Here is a 17,949-nt window from a genome sequence, read left to right as displayed (position 1 = left end):
AAGCGGTCAGGGACTTTTTCTGCCACATGCGAAGTAAAAACAGAACGAGCAAACGAGAGTAGGTTACCTTTTATTCTGCATAGCAGAGATTTAGATGTCGAGAAATTAAAATGGATTTATATACAAATAGATAAATAAAGGGAAAACGGGATGGGATTACCGATTTTATCCCGCAAAAGCTGTTTACATGAAGCGTGTAAACAGCTTTTTTGAATTTTTTCACAAAAATACTTGAAAGTTACGTTACGTCATCTTTTACAATGAAGAGGAAAGGGTGATGGAAATGATTTCGATTCAGGAACTTACAAAGGAAACGGGTGTTACTGTAAGAACGCTACGTTATTACGATCAAATAGATTTATTAAAGCCAAGCGGGAAAACGGACGGAGGCCATCGGTTATATAGTGAAGCGGATGTGATTCGGTTGCAGCAAATTTTGTTTCTAAAAGAAATGGGTTTCTCATTAAGAGAGATTACGAATATGTTAGTAACAGATGAATTCAGCTTAAAAGAATCATTGGAAAAACAACTTAAGTTTGTACAACAAGAGCAGAAAAAGTTCAACCGAATGGAACGGATTTTACAAGCTGTTGTGTATTCAGCTGAGCTAGAGGGAGAATTAGATTGGAGAATCATGTTTGAACTCATTCAACTTTCAAGGCAGTCTCCTCGTATACGCGAAATATTTCAAAAAAAGACATTTTTAGACGAGGAGCAAAAACTTCTTCGCAATTTGCCGAATATGAGCGAGGAAGATGAAAACGTTCGAGAATGGGTTGAGTTGTTAAAACAGTTGCGTGGCTTTATGAAAGAAGGCAAGGATGCATCGCATGATGAAGTGCAAGAAGCTACAAACAAACTAATGGCGAAGTGTTTAGAAATGGCGAATGGGGATGAAGCATTTTTAGATAAATTGTGGGAAGTAAGAAAATCAAAGGAAGATTCAAAGAAGATGAATATGTATCCAATTGAAGAGGAGCTTTTAATGTATATGGATGAAGCTTTTCGTATATATGATGAGAGGGAGAAGGGGAAATGAGTATACTTGCAGAATATCGTTGGTATTTTTTAATTGGTGCAGAAATTGTATTTTGGATATCGGCAATTGGATTTTTTGTACTACGTTATGGTTTTCGTTTACAGAAAGCGAGTTTTATCGCAGGCATTGTATTGCTTTTAAATGAAGTGTTTATTTTAGCGCTGGGCGCCATTGATTATTATCACACAGGTCAGTTTTCTAACTTTCAAATTATTACCGTAATTATATTATTATATGCGCTTTTATATGGAAAAAAAGATCTAAAAAAATTGGATATATGGGTACGAAAACTTGTTGCAAGATGGCGGAATGAGCCGATGCCTATAGAAGAACAATTACAGGTTACGGGCTGGGCTTATACAAAGCAAGAACTGGGGCAATGGAGCTTACATCTTATTTTGTTTACTGCTGTTCATATTGTATTTTTCTTTATGTATGGACTCGTGCCAATCGAACAGTGGGGAGATTGGTTTGAGAAAGGGATTGTTTTAAACCAAGGAGCGAGTCGTGTAAGCCAGGTATGGGGTATTGTACTTCTTATTGATACGATAATTACATTTTCATATGTCATTTTTCCAAAAAAAGAAAAAAAACTGCTGTCCTAATGGGACAACAGTTTTTTCATTATGCAACGTCTTCTTTTTGTTTATTTTGTAGCGTACTATTTTTATAACCGTAACTGAAATAAACAACAAGTCCAATTACAAGCCATATCACAAAGCCGATCCATGTGATTGCAGGCAGTTGCAATGCGAGGTATCCACAGAATAGAACAGCTAAAGCAGGAATCCATGGTACCAATGGCACTTTAAAAGCACGCGGTAGTTCTGGTTGTTTTTTGCGTAGGATAATTACTCCAATTGATACAACGATGAATGCGAATAATGTACCGATATTTGTTAATTCTGCTAGTTTATTTAAAGGAACGAAACCAGCAAAGAAAGCAACCATAGTGGCAGTAATCCAACTATTAATAACAGGTGTTTTTGTTTTTTTGTTTACACGGGAAAGTACTTTTGGTAGTAAGCCGTCTCGGCTAATTGCGTAAAATAAACGTGTTTGTCCATATAGCATAACGAGTAAAACAGTTGTAATACCAGTAATTGCTCCTAAAGAAATGAAACCAGCAACCCAATCTTGGTGAATGTATTGTAGTGCGAAAGCAACAGGATTTTTAACACCTAACTGATCGTAAGGCACAATTCCAGTCAATATCAATGAGACGACAATATATAGTATGGTACAAATTGTTAAAGAAGCAATAATCCCAATCGGCATGTTGCGCTGTGGATTTTTTACTTCTTCAGCAGCTGTTGATACAGCATCAAATCCGATGTAAGCAAAGAAAACAGTTGCAGCGCCAGTTGTTACACCAGAGAAACCAAACGGCATAAATGGTGTCCAGTTTTCAGGTTTCACATAGAAGGCACCTACACCGATAAATAGTAAGACAACAAAGAGTTTAATAGCTACCATGATAGCATTAAAGCGAGCTGATTTTTTTGCTCCCCTTGTTAATAACAGTGTCATTAGAAAAATGATACAGATTGCTGGTAAGTCTACATATGTTCCAGCTGCAGGGTTATATGCGCTTGTTAAAGCGGTAGGTAATGTAATCCCGAATCCGCTCAATAGTCCTTGGAAATATCCAGACCAGCCTGATGCAACAGCTGACGAAGCCAATCCGTATTCTAAGATTAAATCCCATCCTAAAATCCAAGCAATTATCTCTCCAAACGTTGCATAGCTATAAGTGTATGCACTACCAGATACAGGTACAGTTGATGCGAATTCAGAATAACATAATGCCGCAAATACACAGGCTAAACCGGATAAAATAAACGATAAAATAAGTGCTGGTCCTGCATGTTCTGCTGCGGCGACACCGGTAAGAACGAAAATCCCAGTTCCGATAATAGCACCGACCCCTAACATGGTAAGATCGAATGCGCCGAGTTCTTTATTTAAAGATGCCCCTTTTTGTTCGGACTGTGCTAACAATGTTGAAATGGATTTTTTGCGAAATAGATTCATATCGTTTTCTCATCCCCTTTTATTTAAAAATTCTGAAAAACATAACTTCATTTTGTCGCATAATGTCGAATCCTTGTAGTTCGTATTCTAATGTGAAAAAATAACTTTGTAAATAATTATTTTTTAGAAAATTCTACCTTTTCTGTATTTGCTGGCGTATTTACATTGCTCTTCCAGTTCATTTCGTGTTGAATGATAGTATAAAGTCAAAACGAGCTGGAGAGGATTCATATGAGAAAAGGAATTGCTTTATTGTGTTTTCTATTTTGTATCGGCAGTTTAGTAGGGTGTGTATCTTCTACAAAATCAACGGGAGATAATCAGAAAGATGATATAGTTGAAAAAGTGAGCGGAGTGACTAATTTAGATAAGTTTGAGAAATTTCTTGTTCATGTTAAAAATGGTCAGTCGGATAAAGTACGCATCGTACATTATACCGATGAAGGAGATCCAATCTTTCAAACATTGGATTATGATGGAATGAATATAAACTATACGTTTGATGATTCAAATGATAAGTTTGGTAGTACTCATAAAGGAAAAAAGAGTGATGTGTGCAGAGGAATTCTAAAAGAGGAAAGCAAGGAAAGCGTAAATTATAAATTAAGTGAATGCCAAAAAAATCTTGAATACATAAACTATTTTTTAGTGAAGGTGCCTAATGAATGAAAAAGATATTTTCATGTAAAATCTACCATTTGTAAAGGGCGTTTTGAAAAAAAGGTATGCAATATTAAGAAGATGAGTTCTGTATCAACAGAAGTCATCTTCTTTAAATTCCATTTATATCTATAATGATCTCTTAATTTCATTTTCCAACTGAGTAAAAGACTTACAAGGCTTTATTTGTGGATGCGTGAATGAGCTGCTGTTCAAATTTAATCTTTCAAAATTTGTATTGAAAATTCGAAGTCCTAGGAGTATCATATTACATATTCAAATATTTGAAGATGTAATATGATACTTTTTCAAATTAAGGGTAAGTAATGGAGGTATTTGAATGGGAAACGAAATGCAAAAATTTAAAGCTGATTTCTTTAAAGCATTAGCACATCCTTTGCGAATAGGCATTTTAGAATTATTGTCAGAGGGTGAAAAAAGCGTAAATGAAATTCAATCGATTCTTAATAAGGAAGGTTCAGCTGTTTCTCAACAATTAAGCGTACTACGTTCAAAAAATATTGTTGTTGGTACCAAAGATGGAAAACGAGTTTTATATTCTCTACGAGATCCTATGATTGTGGATTTACTGGTAGTTGCAAAGCGAATTTTTAACAACCATTTAATCGATACAATTTTAATGTTAGAGGAACTAGATGAAGCAGAGCGTGAATCGATAGTTAAGGAGGGTTAGGTTGAGCATTGAAATTAGGAAAGAAGATGTCATTCAACATGGAATAGAAATATTTCGCTCAATAGGAGCCTATCACGTTTGTAGTATTTGTATTAAAAGTGGAAATTCTTGTTGTTTTTTATGTGAATATTTACAAGATGAAGTTGGATGTCAAAAAAGAAATACAGCTTGTACAGCTTGGTTATGCGGAATTCAGAGCTCTTTATTTGACCAAATAGGATTACTAGATGAATGGAATCGTTTTTGGAGTGAAATTCCAGGACAAATGTTTCGTAGAGATATTACCCCAGATACAGTAAGGATTACATCGTTTATAGATATGAAAAAGCTAGATAGCCGGGACGGATTACTTTTAGCAGAAAGATTAAAATCCTACGTACAAGAAGGCGGAGATATAGGTAAATTAGAACGGCATTTAAGCAAAACGTATAACCAATATTAGGCTGATACTCTCTTTGTAACGAGATAGGGAGCGTTTAAATGTATTTGTAATACAAATTTATCACAAGAAAGTATTCTTTCAGAAGAAAAGAAGTACGATTGATTAAAAATAGAAAAGAAGGTTTTGTAATGAAAGGGTTATTTACAGGAAGGTTTGAAGGATATTCATTAGGGCATTTTCAAAAGGATCTTCTTTCTGGAATGATTGTCGGAGTCGTTGCGATTCCACTTGCTATGTCTTTTGCTATAGCTTCTGGCGTTAAGCCGGAGTATGGAATTTATACAACATGTATTGCCGGGATACTCGTTTCGTTATTTGGTGGTTCAAAGTATCAAATTGGAGGACCTACAGGTGCTTTTGTTCCGATTCTTTTAGGGATTGTAATTACCTATGGGTATGAAAATTTACTACTGGCCGGTTTATTAGCCGGAATTATCTTATGTCTTATGGGAATTTTTAAATTAGGATCTTTAATTAAATTTATCCCACGCCCTGTAACAATTGGTTTTACATCAGGTATTGCGGTTGGCATCTTTACGGGACAAATTGCTAGTTTTTTGGGTCTAACAGGTATAAAAAAGCATGAGGCATTTATAGCAAATTTAAAGGAAATCTTTATCCATATTGATACCATCAATTTTTATAGTATTATAACTGCTTTGATTTGCCTTTTTGTTATATTGATAACTCCAAAGATTTTGCCAAAAGTACCTGGTTCATTAGTAGGTATTGCTATTTCAACTATAATTGCTACTGTATTTTTCTCAGGTCATGTACCTACTATTGGTACAGCGTATGGTACGATTCCAAATACACTTCCACAGTTTGATATACCAGAAATCACATTAGAGCGCATAAAACAGTTAATGGGCCCTGCATTTGTTATCGCCATGCTGGGTGGTATTGAATCCCTTTTATCCGCTGTTGTAGCAGATGGTATGACAAATAGTAAACACAACAGTAACAAAGAGCTTATTGGCCAAGGAATTGCCAATGTTGTTACATCATTATTTGGAGGTATCCCAGCAACTGGAGCGATTGCCCGCACAGCAACTAATATTAAGAGTGGGGCTGTATCTCCGATGTCAGGTGTTATTCATGGAGTATTTGTGTTATCCACACTTCTACTGTTAGCGCCATATGCCTCACATATTCCACTTGCTAGTATGGCTCCTATTTTAATGGTAGTAGCTTGGAATATGAGTGAACAAAAACATTTTGTTCACATACTTAAGATGAAGACAGGGGATTCCCTTGTATTGCTTGTAACATTTTTGCTTACTGTATTTACTAGTTTGACAACAGCTGTGGAAATCGGCCTTATTTTAGCTGTTATTTTGTTTACAAAACGTATGAGTAATATGCTTGTCATATCTAAAGTGCTTCCTGATCATACAAAAAAGAATGAAAAATTGTTACCGCATGTGGTAAATAAGGCACATGATTGTCCACAAATTAGTATTTACACAATAGAGGGCCCACTATTTTTTGGTGCTGCTCAAACATTTGAACAAAACATTTTAGGGACTATTCATTATAAGCCGAAAGTTTTAATTTTACGTATGGGAAAAGTTCCGTTTATTGATACAACAGGAGAAGCATACTTTAGAAATATTATTCAGCATTTTAAAAAACAAGGTGGCGTACTTCTCATCTCAGGAATTCAATCCGAGTTAAAAATAACTCTAGATAAGAATGGATTGTACAACGAGATCGGGGAAGAAAACTTTTTTGATCATACAGGGGAAGCTATTAACTGCGCTCTAGAACATTTGAATACGAAAAAATGTATAGGGTGTAAGCATTTTGCTTTTCATGAATGTACCGGGCTTTCTCAGCAAGTTAATATAATAAATAATAAAACCAATGCATTGGATTTTTAACATTCATTTAATATACAGAGCTTATTTAATTTACTCTTTTAATGATTTTATAAAAGATAAATATGGAGGAAATAAAAAATATGTCTAATTTACCAAATTGCCCAAAATGTAATTCAGCATACACTTATGAAGATAGAAATCTTTTTGTTTGTCCAGAGTGTGCTCATGAGTGGACTTTAGAATCAGAAGCAGAAAACAATGGGAATACAAAAGTTGTTAAAGATGCAAATGGAAATGTATTAAACGACGGTGATTCTGTGACAGTCATTAAAGATCTTAAAGTAAAAGGAACTTCATCAGTTGTGAAAATCGGTACAAAAGTGAAGAATATCCGTCTAGTTGATGGAGATCATGATATTGATTGTAAAATTGATGGTTTTGGAGCCATGAAATTAAAATCTGAATTTGTTAAAAAAGTATAAATGATTTTTCATAAAATAGAATTTCGACCACTACAAATAAATTAATAGCACAGAGCCGATTTATCCTTTAGCGTACAGTTCAAGGAAATCGGCTTTTTCTTTGCAGAATTTTGCTTAGCGTATGAAATTTGCGGTTTGTTTTAAAATGAATGTCGAATTTTTTACCGAATATTTGTTCGTTTCCTTGGTTTTTTTCTGAGCGTTCGTGGTAAAATGAGAATACAGATTTTTTACGAGGAGGTCGGATTTGTTGGAACATCAATTTGAAATTGTCTCAGAATATTCCCCGCAAGGTGACCAGCCAAGAGCGATAGAACAGCTTGTAACAGGGATTAAAAATGGTAAGAAACATCAAGTGTTGCTTGGAGCGACAGGAACGGGTAAGACATTTACGATTTCAAATGTCATTAAAGAAGTGAAGAAGCCAACACTTGTAATGGCTCATAATAAAACGTTAGCAGGACAGCTATACAGTGAGTTGAAAGATTTCTTTCCGAACAATGCGGTGGAATATTTTGTTAGTTACTACGATTATTATCAACCGGAAGCGTATGTACCACAAACCGATACATTTATTGAAAAAGATGCACAAATTAATGATGAGATTGATAAATTGCGTCACTCAGCAACATCGGCTTTATTTGAACGAGATGATGTCATTATTGTAGCGAGTGTGTCTTGTATTTACGGTTTAGGTTCTCCAGAAGAATATCGTGAACTTGTTGTCTCTTTACGCGTTGGTATGGAGAAGGAACGTAATCAATTGCTTCGTGAACTTGTTGATGTGCAGTACGGCCGTAATGATATTGACTTCCAGCGTGGAACGTTTCGCGTGCGCGGGGATGTAGTTGAGATTTTTCCAGCATCCCTTGATGAACATTGTATTCGGATTGAGTTTTTTGGCGATGAGATTGATCGTATTAGGGAAGTGAATGCACTAACAGGTGAAGTATTAGCAGAACGTGAGCATGTGGCAATCTTCCCGGCATCTCACTTCGTTACACGCGAAGAAAAAATGAAAGTTGCCATTGAAAATATTGAAAAAGAATTAGAAGAACGTTTAAAAGAATTAAATGATAATGGCAAGTTGCTAGAAGCGCAGCGGATAGAGCAGCGGACGCGTTACGATTTAGAAATGATGCGTGAGATGGGCTTTTGTTCAGGGATTGAGAACTACTCCCGTCATTTAACACTTCGTCCAGCTGGTTCAACACCATATACATTGTTAGACTATTTTCCTAAAGATTTCCTCATCGTGATGGATGAGTCGCATGTAACTGTGCCACAAGTAAGGGCGATGTATAACGGAGATCAGGCGCGTAAGCAAGTGCTTGTTGATCATGGATTCCGTCTGCCATCAGCGCTAGATAATAGACCGCTTATGTTTGAAGAGTTTGAAGAGAAAACGAATCAAGTTGTGTATGTATCAGCAACGCCGGGACCGTATGAACTAGAACTTGCACCGGAAGCTGTGGAGCAAATTATTCGTCCAACTGGGCTTTTAGATCCGAAAATTGATGTAAGGCCAATTGAAGGGCAAATTGATGATTTACTAGGAGAGATACAAGACCGTATTGCGAAAAATGAGCGCGTATTAATTACGACATTAACAAAGAAAATGTCAGAGGATTTAACAGATTACTTAAAAGATGTTGGGATTAAAGTAAACTATCTTCATTCTGAAATTAAAACGTTAGAGCGGATTGAAATTATTCGCGATCTTCGCCTTGGTAAGTTTGATGTGCTTGTCGGTATTAACTTGTTGCGAGAAGGGCTTGATATTCCAGAAGTATCACTCGTAGCTATTTTAGATGCGGATAAAGAAGGTTTCTTACGTTCAGAGCGATCATTGATTCAAACAATCGGTCGTGCCGCACGTAATGAAAACGGTCATGTAATTATGTACGCAGATCGCATAACGAAATCGATGGGAATTGCGATTGAAGAGACGAAACGCCGTCGTCAAAAGCAAGAGGCTTACAATGAAGAACATGGTATTACGCCGAGAACAATTCAAAAAGAAGTGCGTGACGTGATTCGTGCAACAGCAGCAGCAGAGAGTGCGGAAGTATATGAAGCGGCGCCTGCTAAGAAGATGACGAAGAAAGAACGAGAAAAAACAATCACGAAGATGGAAGCGGAGATGAAGGAAGCGGCGAAAGCACTAGACTTCGAGCGCGCAGCTGAGCTAAGAGATTTACTGCTAGAATTAAAAGCGGAAGGGTGAAGATAGTGAGCAAAGATTTTATCGTTGTAAAAGGTGCGAGAGCGCATAACTTAAAAAATATTGATGTAACCATTCCGAGAAATCAGCTCGTTGTTGTGACAGGTCTGTCTGGTTCGGGAAAATCATCATTAGCATTTGATACGATTTATGCAGAAGGGCAGCGCAGATACGTGGAATCTTTATCCGCGTATGCGCGCCAGTTCTTAGGTCAAATGGATAAACCAGATGTGGATACAATCGAAGGGCTGTCTCCAGCGATTTCAATTGATCAAAAAACGACAAGTCGTAACCCTCGTTCGACAGTTGGGACAGTGACGGAGATTTATGATTATTTACGACTATTATTTGCACGAATTGGGACACCTATCTGTCCGAATCATGGGGTTGAAATTACATCGCAAACTGTAGAGCAAATGGTAGATCGTGTACTTGAATATCCAGAGCGTACGAAATTACAAGTGTTAGCACCGATTGTGTCAGGACGTAAAGGTACGCACGTGAAAGTATTAGAAGATATAAAGAAACAAGGTTATGTCCGTGTTCGTGTCGATGGAGAAATGCTTGATGTATCTGAAGAGATTACATTAGATAAAAATAAGAAGCATTCTATTGAAGTCGTAATTGACCGTATCGTTGTAAAAGAAGGGGTTGCAAGCCGTCTTGCAGATTCTCTTGAAAGTGCATTGAAACTTGGAGGAGGCCGTGTATTAATCGATGTGATTGGAGAAGAAGAACTTTTATTTAGTGAGCACCATGCTTGTCCGCATTGTGGTTTTTCAATCGGTGAGTTAGAGCCACGTATGTTCTCTTTCAATAGTCCATTCGGTGCATGTCCGACTTGTGATGGGCTTGGTTCGAAACTAGAAGTAGATTTAGAACTTGTGATTCCAAACTGGGATTTATCATTAAATGAGCATGCGATTGCTCCTTGGGAACCGACAAGCTCACAATATTATCCGCAATTACTGCAATCTGTTTGTAATCATTACGGAATCGATATGGATATGCCTGTTAAAGATATTCCGAAAGACTTATTTGATAAAGTACTGTACGGAAGTGGAGAAGAAAAGGTGTATTTCCGTTATGTGAATGACTTTGGTCAAGTGAAAGAAAGTGATATTTTATTTGAAGGGGTTATTCCAAATATTGAACGGCGTTATCGTGAGACGAGTTCTGATTATATTCGTGAACAGATGGAAAAGTATATGGCGGAGCAAGCGTGTCCGAAATGTAAGGGTGGCCGCTTGAAGCCAGAAAGCTTAGCTGTTTTTGTTGGCGAGAAAACAATTGCGGATGTAACGAAGTACTCAGTTCAAGAGGTTTATGATTTCTTCTCAACCATTGAACTAACAGAAAAACAAGAAAAAATTGCTCGTTTAATTTTACGTGAAATTAAAGAGCGTGTAAGCTTCTTAATTAACGTAGGGCTTGATTATTTAACTTTAAGCCGTGCCGCAGGGACGTTATCTGGTGGTGAAGCACAGCGCATTCGCTTGGCGACACAAATTGGCTCTCGTCTTACGGGCGTACTATATATTCTAGACGAGCCTTCCATCGGGTTACATCAGCGTGATAATGACCGTCTAATTCGTACATTGCAGGAAATGCGTGACTTAGGGAATACGCTCATTGTTGTTGAACATGATGAAGATACAATGATGGCTGCCGATTACTTGCTTGATATTGGTCCTGGCGCAGGGATTCATGGTGGGCAAGTTGTATCAGCAGGCTCGCCAGATGAAGTGATGAATGATGATAAATCATTAACAGGCCAATATTTAAGCGGTAAGAAGTTTATTCCGGTTCCACTTGAAAGACGAAAAGGGGACGGCCGTAAAGTTGAAATTATTGGTGCGAAAGAAAATAACTTAAAAAATGCGAAAATGTCATTCCCGCTAGGTACATTTGTAGCGGTAACAGGTGTGTCTGGTTCTGGAAAGAGTACGATGGTGAATGAGGTTTTATATAAATCGTTAGCACAGAAATTGTATAAGGCGAAGAGTAAGCCAGGGGCTCATAAGCAAATTAAAGGTCTTGAGCATTTAGATAAAGTCATTGATATTGATCAATCACCAATCGGACGTACACCGCGTTCAAATCCAGCGACATACACAGGTGTGTTCGATGATATCCGTGATGTGTTTGCTCGAACAAATGAAGCGAAGGTACGTGGATATCAAAAAGGACGCTTTAGCTTTAACGTGAAAGGCGGACGTTGTGAAGCGTGCCGCGGTGATGGGATTATTAAAATTGAAATGCATTTCTTACCAGATGTATATGTTCCGTGTGAAGTATGTCATGGTAAACGTTATAATCGTGAAACACTAGAAGTAAAATATAAAGATAAAAACATTTCTGAAGTATTAGGAATGACGATTGAAGATGGAGTAGAATTCTTTGCGAACATCCCGAAAATTAAACGGAAGTTACAGACGCTCGTAGATGTAGGACTTGGCTATATGAAATTAGGTCAGCCGGCTACTACGCTATCAGGCGGTGAAGCGCAGCGTGTGAAACTAGCATCTGAATTGCATCGCCGTTCTACAGGCCGTACGTTATATATTTTAGATGAGCCGACGACAGGTTTACATGCGCATGATATCGCACGCCTTCTAGAAGTATTACAGCGCCTTGTTGAAAGTGGTGAGACAGTGCTTGTAATTGAGCATAACTTAGATGTGATTAAGACAGCTGATTATATTGTTGACCTTGGTCCAGAAGGTGGAGACAAAGGTGGACAGATTGTTGCATCAGGTACACCGGAGCAAGTGGTCAAAGAAGAGCGTTCGTATACAGGGAAGTATTTAAAAGAAATTTTAGAGCGTGATACAGCTCGTATGAAAGAGAAGATGAAAGAGGTTGAAGTAGGGAGCTAAGCCAATTGGCTGGCTCCTTTCCTTATTTTTGGTATGTTGTAGACAAAGGGTTTAACTGGACTTATGTACAAACGCATGAAACGGGATGGTATGGTTCTTATTTTAGCTGGGAAAAATGGTAAGATTGTAAGAAAACTACTTTAGAGTGATAGGTATACAAATATGAGGGATGGAATAAGCTTTTATATAATTCTATTTTGGTTTCCTACCATATAAGTCACGGCTATGAAAAACAAAAGGTGATCTACACTCGTTTTCTCATTTTGTTTTTACATGGCATGGGGCTAAAAAAGGTCCTGACTGCTTCTAAGCATGGCCAGATGCTCTTTTCCTACCAAAAAAGAAAAGTTTTCTCTCGTTTTTTAATTTATTTACATGCTACTTGGCGTTTGCTAGCCATTAGCGTATGATTAAGTATATATGTCAAAAGGATGTGTAAGAAAATGAGATGGATTCTATCACTTCTTGTAAATAGCGTTGTGTTAATTGTTGTATCCGGTCTTCTAAAGGGAATCGCACCAGACGCATTTTACATAGAAAATATACAAACAGCAATTATTGCGAGTATTATTTTATCGATTTTAAATGTGTTTGTGAAACCTTTATTAATTTTAATTACGTTGCCAATTACTGTTTTAACATTCGGTTTCTTCCTAGTTGTGATTAATGCAATTACGCTAGAAATGACAGATTCATTATTAGGTGATGCTTTCAACATATCAGGATTTGGGGTAGCAATTATTGCGGCAATTTGTATTTCTATTTTAAATATGCTGATTGATAAAGTAATTGTTGAGCCGTTATCTGAAAAGAAATAGAAAAATGACAAAAGGAAAAACATTTCATGGGACTCATGAAATGTTTTTTTCTATTTAATAGAAACGATATTTCTTGTTTTCAGAAAAAAATGGTACAATATCGGTTAGAATGGAGTTTTACATCAAATGAGACTGAACCCGCAGCGGAGTGGAGGTTTACATATGCCGAAAGTAAGGACAAAAGATTTAATTGAACAGTTTCAATTGGAATTAGTAAGTGGTGAAGAAGGCATTCACCGTCCGATTGATACGAGTGATTTATCGCGACCTGGGATTGAAATGGCAGGATTTTTCACATATTATCCAGCGGATCGTGTACAGCTTCTTGGAAAAACAGAGCTTACTTTTTTTGATACATTAACAAATGAGCAAAAGCAAGAAAGAATGAAAGTTCTTTGTACAGAAGAGACGCCATGTATTATTGTAACGCGTAGTCAAAATGTACCTGAGGAATTGTTACAAGCATCACGTGAATCTGGTGTACCTCTTTTACGTTCTTCCCAAACGACGACAAGACTATCAAGTCGTTTAACAAACTATTTAGAAGGGAAGTTAGCACCAACAACTGCTGTTCATGGTGTATTAGTAGATATTTACGGTGTTGGTGTTTTAATTACAGGTCAAAGTGGTGTTGGGAAAAGTGAAACAGCACTTGAGCTTGTAAAACGCGGTCATCGATTAGTTGCGGATGATAGCGTCGAAATTCGTCAAGAAGATGAAGATACTTTGGTGGGAAGCTCGCCAGACTTAATTGAGCATTTACTAGAAATTCGTGGTTTAGGTATCATTAACGTAATGACACTATTTGGTGCAGGAGCAGTGCGAAACCACAAGCGCATTACACTTGTAATTAATCTTGAGATTTGGGATCAAAAGAAAAACTATGATCGTCTAGGCCTTGATGAGGAGAAGATGAAAATTATAGATACAGAAATTACGAAGATTACACTTCCAGTTCGTCCTGGTCGAAACTTAGCTGTTATTATTGAAGTAGCAGCCATGAACTTCCGATTAAAACGCATGGGAGTTAATGCTGCACAGCAATTTTCAGAGCGCTTAATGAGTGCGATTGAACTAGGTAATCAGGAGTAATTTAGGAGAGGGAGGTCATACATATGCTTTTAGGGTCTGTACCACAGTTAGACCGTATAGCAATTCAGCTTGGACCGTTCCCAGTTTATTGGTATGGGGTTATTATCGGTACAGGTGTGTTGCTTGGACTTTGGCTTGCTACTCGCGAAGGGGAACGATTAGGTGTTCCGAAAGATACATTTATCGATCTTGTTTTATTCGCAGTACCAATTTCCATTATTTGCGCGAGAACGTACTACGTTATTTTTGAGTGGCAATATTATGGGCAAAACCCGATTCAAATCTTTAATATTCGTCAAGGTGGTTTGGCGATTCATGGCGCTTTAATTGGGGCTGTTATTACGGGAATTATTTTTGCAAAAATACGCAAAGTTTCCTTCTGGAAGTTAGCTGATATTGCGGCGCCAAGTATTTTGCTTGGACAAGCAATTGGACGCTGGGGAAACTTTATGAACCAAGAGGCCCATGGCGGTGAAGTAACAAGACAGTTTTTAGAAGGTTTACATTTACCGCAATTTATTATTAATCAAATGTATATTGATGGTGTTTATTATCATCCAACGTTCTTATACGAGTCATTATGGGATTTTGCAGGTGTAATTCTATTGTTATTATTGCGCAAAGCAAATTTACGCCGTGGTGAATTATTCTTTACGTATTTAATTTGGTATTCGGTTGGACGCTTCTATGTAGAGGGTTTACGTACGGATAGCCTCATGTTAGGGCCGCTTCGTATTGCACAAGTGATGTCCATCGGGCTTATTATCATGTCTATCATTTTCATTATTGTGAGACGTAAAATGGGATATGCTAATAAAAGATATGCAGAAAAGTAGAGAAAAGTAGCATCTTACATGAGATGCTGCTTCTTTCATATTTGGGCAACTGAAGAATAGACAGGAAGGGACCAGGGAAAATGAAAATAAATACAGTGCTGTTTGATTTAGATGGGACGTTAATTAATACAAATGAACTTATTATTTCTTCTTTTTTACACACCTTAAATATATATTATCCAAATCAGTATAAGCGTGAAGATGTATTGCCATTTATCGGTCCATCTTTGCAAGAGACATTCAGTTCAATTGATGAGAGTAAAGTGGAAGAGATGATTCAGTGTTATCGTCAGTTTAACCATGAGCATCATGATGAATTAGTAGAAGAATATGAAACGGTTTATGAGACAGTTCAAGAATTAAAGAAGCAAGGGTACAAAATTGGGATTGTTACAACGAAGGTAAGACAAACGGTAGAAATGGGTTTAAAGCTTTCAAAGTTAAACGGTTTTTTTGATGTTGTTGTCACAATTGGTGACGTGGAGCATGTTAAACCACATCCAGAACCAATTCAAAAGGCGCTAAAGCTACTAAATGCAAAGCCAGAAGAAACGTTAATGGTTGGCGATAATCATCATGATATTGTAGGCGGACAAAACGCAGGTACGAAAACAGCAGCAGTGGCATGGACGATTAAAGGTAGAGAGTATCTAGAATCGTATAAGCCAGATTATGTATTAGATAAAATGAGTGATTTGTTATCCATTTTATCTGAATAGCGGGTAAGGGGAGAGAGTAAAGTGCGACGAACAACGCGCTACCCTGTTTCAGGAGCAAATTCATTATGGAATGTGTATAAAACGGTATCCTTTTGGAAGGTCATGAAAAATTTTATGGTCATTCAAATTGCGCGCTATACGCCATTTTTAACTGTGAAAAATTGGTTGTATCGCACGTTTTTACGGATGAAAGTAGGAAAGCAAACATCATTTGCACTTATGGCCATGCCAGATATTATGTTTCCAGAAAAGATTACGGTTGGAACAAATTCAGTAATTGGCTATAATACAACAATTTTAGCTCACGAATATTTAATTAAAGAATACCGTCTTGGAGAAGTCATTATAGGGAATGAAGTGATGATTGGAGCGAATTCCACTGTTTTACCAGGTGTGAAGATAGGGGACGGTGCCATTGTTTCAGCAGGTACACTTGTTCACCAGGATGTACCAAATGGTGCATTTGTAGGTGGAAATCCGATGCGTATCATTTATACGAAAGAAGAAATGGCGGTAAGAGAAGGTCAATGTTAAAAATGTAACATTTCCCTTCTCTTTTTATGAATAAAAAGGAAATAATTGATTATAATATACTGTTTTGTTTTTTACGGAATCGTTTATACTTAAAGATAGAAGAATGTATGAGCGAAGAAAACAAAAAACTGGAGGATATATGGGGAAAAATCAAAGAATATACAAGGAGAACGGACAAGTTATCTCTTTTAATCAATTAGCAGATTTCTTTTATAAAAAAGGGATGAGAGCTTATCAGGGTCATAAATTACAAGATGCAATTAAATATTTTCGAAGAGCGACACAAAGCGAGAAAGAGCCGTTTATTTTATGTCAATTAGCAACGGTATTATCGGAAGTTGGTGAGTATCAAGAATCAAATCAGATTTTCTTGAAACTGATTCGTTCGAATCCTGATATTGAACAGTGCTATTATTTTATCGCAAATAATTATGCATATCTTGGTTTGTTCCAGCAAGCAAAGAAGTATGCCGAGCAGTATTTAGAAGTAGCGACAGAACAAGAATTCGTGGAAGATACGCTAGAATTGCTTGAGATTATGGAAGAAGAATCGATGGATACGGAAGAGCTTGAAGATGAAGATGAGCTAATTGTCATGCAGGAGGAAGCAAACCGTTATATTCGTAACGGACAATTAGAGGAAGCGATTGCTACGCTTGAAGTTGTGACGAAAGATTATCCAGAATTTTGGTCGGGCTATAATAACTTAGCAATTGCGCATTTTCAATCAGGAAATGTAGATCAGGCACTCAAGCTAACCGAGATGATTTTAGAGAAAAACCCTGGTAATATGCACGCGCTTTGCAATGCGCTTATTTTTCTATATTCAATTGGGGAACATAAACAAGTAGAATTTTTAGCAGGACAATTAGAATTCGTATATCCGATGTCGTTTGAACATCGTTTAAAGCTAGGGACAACGTTTGCGACAATTGGTCACTTTGCAAATGCTTATAAGTGGTTAAGATTATTAAAACGCCAAGGATATGAAGGAGATGTTAGCTTCTATTACTGGTTTGCATACTCAGCTTATATGGTAAAAGATCACCATACAGCGGAAAAGATGTGGCAATCTGTTGTAGAATTGCACCCTGATAAAAAGGGAAAAGAGCCGTGGAATGCTTTAAATTTAGCTGATGAAGGGCAAAATGTTTTGTTTGAAGAACTGCGAAAATCTTTCCAGCAAAGTGCAACGTTAGAAGAACAAATGCTAGCTTTATATTTAATGAATGAATTAACAACACCTGAGAAAATTGGGTTTTTCTTTGATATAACGCAAGCGAAAAATGGTGTTCCAATTGTGTCACAGCTTGCGAAATACTTCTTTTTACTTAATAGTCATAAGAGTATTCCAGGCGAATTACAGCCGTTTGAACAGTGTGTTCGGATTGCGGATGCCTTATATAATTATACAAATAAAGAAGATGAATTGATTGAAGAGTGCTTACATTTTTGGTTTTGCACTTTCATACGTTTATATACATCGGGAACAGTCTTTACGAATGTATTTGGCTGGTCGGCGGCAATTGAATATATTGTACGCGGTGAACAAAGAAATAAGATGACACAGGCCGAACTTGGAAATATATATAATGTATCTGTAGCAACTGTAAGAAAATATGTGAAAGCAGTAAAGCGTACGCACGCATAGGCAAATCATTGGGAAAAAAGAG

The 17,949-nt window shown here is 37.0% G+C and carries 17 protein-coding genes; 16 read left to right on the top strand and 1 reads right to left on the bottom strand.

The genetic code is table 11. The features are described 5' to 3' along the window. Positions 1–277: 277 nt before the first annotated feature. Positions 278–1,039, top strand: coding sequence for a MerR family transcriptional regulator (locus COO03_RS22685; RefSeq protein ID WP_097899295.1), 762 nt, complete (start codon positions 278–280; stop codon positions 1,037–1,039). Beyond that, entirely contained in the window at positions 1,036–1,644 is a 609-nt protein-coding gene (locus tag COO03_RS22680) for a hypothetical protein (RefSeq protein WP_097899294.1), read from the top strand. Before COO03_RS22685 ends, COO03_RS22680 begins: the two co-directional genes overlap by 4 nt. Before the next feature lie 19 nt (positions 1,645–1,663). Here COO03_RS22680 and COO03_RS22675 read toward each other — a convergent pair whose 3' ends face one another. Further along, on the bottom strand, positions 1,664–3,073 hold the full coding sequence (locus tag COO03_RS22675) for an amino acid permease (protein ID WP_097899293.1): 1,410 nt from the start codon (positions 3,071–3,073) through the stop codon (positions 1,664–1,666). A 231-nt stretch (positions 3,074–3,304) separates the two neighbouring features. Between COO03_RS22675 and COO03_RS22670 the strand changes: the two genes are divergently transcribed. From COO03_RS22670 to COO03_RS22600, 14 genes are all read left to right on the top strand, one after another. After that, positions 3,305–3,742 carry a DUF4362 domain-containing protein gene (locus COO03_RS22670; protein ID WP_097899292.1) on the top strand — a complete coding sequence of 146 codons (438 nt, stop codon included), beginning with the start codon at positions 3,305–3,307 and terminating at the stop codon, positions 3,740–3,742. Between the two features lie 331 nt (positions 3,743–4,073). Beyond that, complete coding sequence (locus COO03_RS22665) at positions 4,074–4,427, top strand: ArsR/SmtB family transcription factor (RefSeq protein ID WP_097899291.1); 354 nt, start codon at positions 4,074–4,076, stop codon at positions 4,425–4,427. A 1-nt stretch (position 4,428) separates the two neighbouring features. Then, complete coding sequence (locus COO03_RS22660; RefSeq protein ID WP_097899290.1) at positions 4,429–4,869, top strand: DNA mismatch repair protein; 441 nt, start codon at positions 4,429–4,431, stop codon at positions 4,867–4,869. Positions 4,870–4,997: 128 nt separating this feature from the next. Beyond that, the gene (locus tag COO03_RS22655) at positions 4,998–6,752 is read left to right on the top strand and encodes a SulP family inorganic anion transporter (protein ID WP_097899289.1); all 1,755 of its coding nucleotides are present in this window, start codon (positions 4,998–5,000) and stop codon (positions 6,750–6,752) included. An 80-nt stretch (positions 6,753–6,832) separates the two neighbouring features. Then, on the top strand, positions 6,833–7,174 hold the full coding sequence (locus tag COO03_RS22650; RefSeq protein WP_097899288.1) for a zinc ribbon domain-containing protein YjdM: 342 nt from the start codon (positions 6,833–6,835) through the stop codon (positions 7,172–7,174). A gap of 250 nt (positions 7,175–7,424) precedes the next feature. Beyond that, positions 7,425–9,401, top strand: coding sequence for an excinuclease ABC subunit B (gene uvrB, locus COO03_RS22645; RefSeq protein ID WP_097899287.1), 1,977 nt, complete (start codon positions 7,425–7,427; stop codon positions 9,399–9,401). Positions 9,402–9,406: 5 nt separating this feature from the next. Further along, complete coding sequence (uvrA, locus tag COO03_RS22640) at positions 9,407–12,277, top strand: excinuclease ABC subunit UvrA (RefSeq protein ID WP_097899286.1); 2,871 nt, start codon at positions 9,407–9,409, stop codon at positions 12,275–12,277. A 5-nt stretch (positions 12,278–12,282) separates the two neighbouring features. After that, positions 12,283–12,399: a DUF4275 family protein gene (locus COO03_RS22635; RefSeq protein WP_230322433.1), complete on the top strand. Its 117-nt coding sequence runs from the start codon at positions 12,283–12,285 to the stop codon at positions 12,397–12,399. A gap of 321 nt (positions 12,400–12,720) precedes the next feature. Then, entirely contained in the window at positions 12,721–13,095 is a 375-nt protein-coding gene (locus tag COO03_RS22625) for a phage holin family protein (protein ID WP_097899284.1), read from the top strand. Positions 13,096–13,257: 162 nt separating this feature from the next. After that, the gene (gene hprK / locus COO03_RS22620) at positions 13,258–14,187 is read left to right on the top strand and encodes an HPr(Ser) kinase/phosphatase (RefSeq protein WP_141523273.1); all 930 of its coding nucleotides are present in this window, start codon (positions 13,258–13,260) and stop codon (positions 14,185–14,187) included. Between the two features lie 23 nt (positions 14,188–14,210). Continuing rightward, positions 14,211–15,023: a prolipoprotein diacylglyceryl transferase gene (gene lgt / locus COO03_RS22615; RefSeq protein ID WP_097899283.1), complete on the top strand. Its 813-nt coding sequence runs from the start codon at positions 14,211–14,213 to the stop codon at positions 15,021–15,023. 80 nt (positions 15,024–15,103) lie between these two features. Next, positions 15,104–15,742, top strand: a complete 639-nt coding sequence (gene ppaX, locus COO03_RS22610) for a pyrophosphatase PpaX (protein ID WP_097899282.1) — start codon at positions 15,104–15,106, stop codon at positions 15,740–15,742. 21 nt (positions 15,743–15,763) lie between these two features. Further along, positions 15,764–16,276 (top strand): acyltransferase, encoded by a 513-nt coding sequence (locus COO03_RS22605; RefSeq protein WP_097899281.1) that lies wholly within the window; start codon positions 15,764–15,766, stop codon positions 16,274–16,276. A gap of 139 nt (positions 16,277–16,415) precedes the next feature. After that, positions 16,416–17,927, top strand: a complete 1,512-nt coding sequence (locus tag COO03_RS22600) for a tetratricopeptide repeat protein (protein WP_097899280.1) — start codon at positions 16,416–16,418, stop codon at positions 17,925–17,927. Positions 17,928–17,949: the final 22 nt, after the last annotated feature.

The sequence above is a fragment of the Bacillus sp. AFS098217 genome (assembly GCF_002551815.1).
In the GTDB taxonomy this organism is placed as follows: Bacteria; Bacillota; Bacilli; order Bacillales; family Bacillaceae_G; genus Bacillus_A.
The sequence above is the reverse complement of the archived record's forward strand: the minus strand, read 5'-3'. Positions and strand labels throughout refer to the sequence as shown.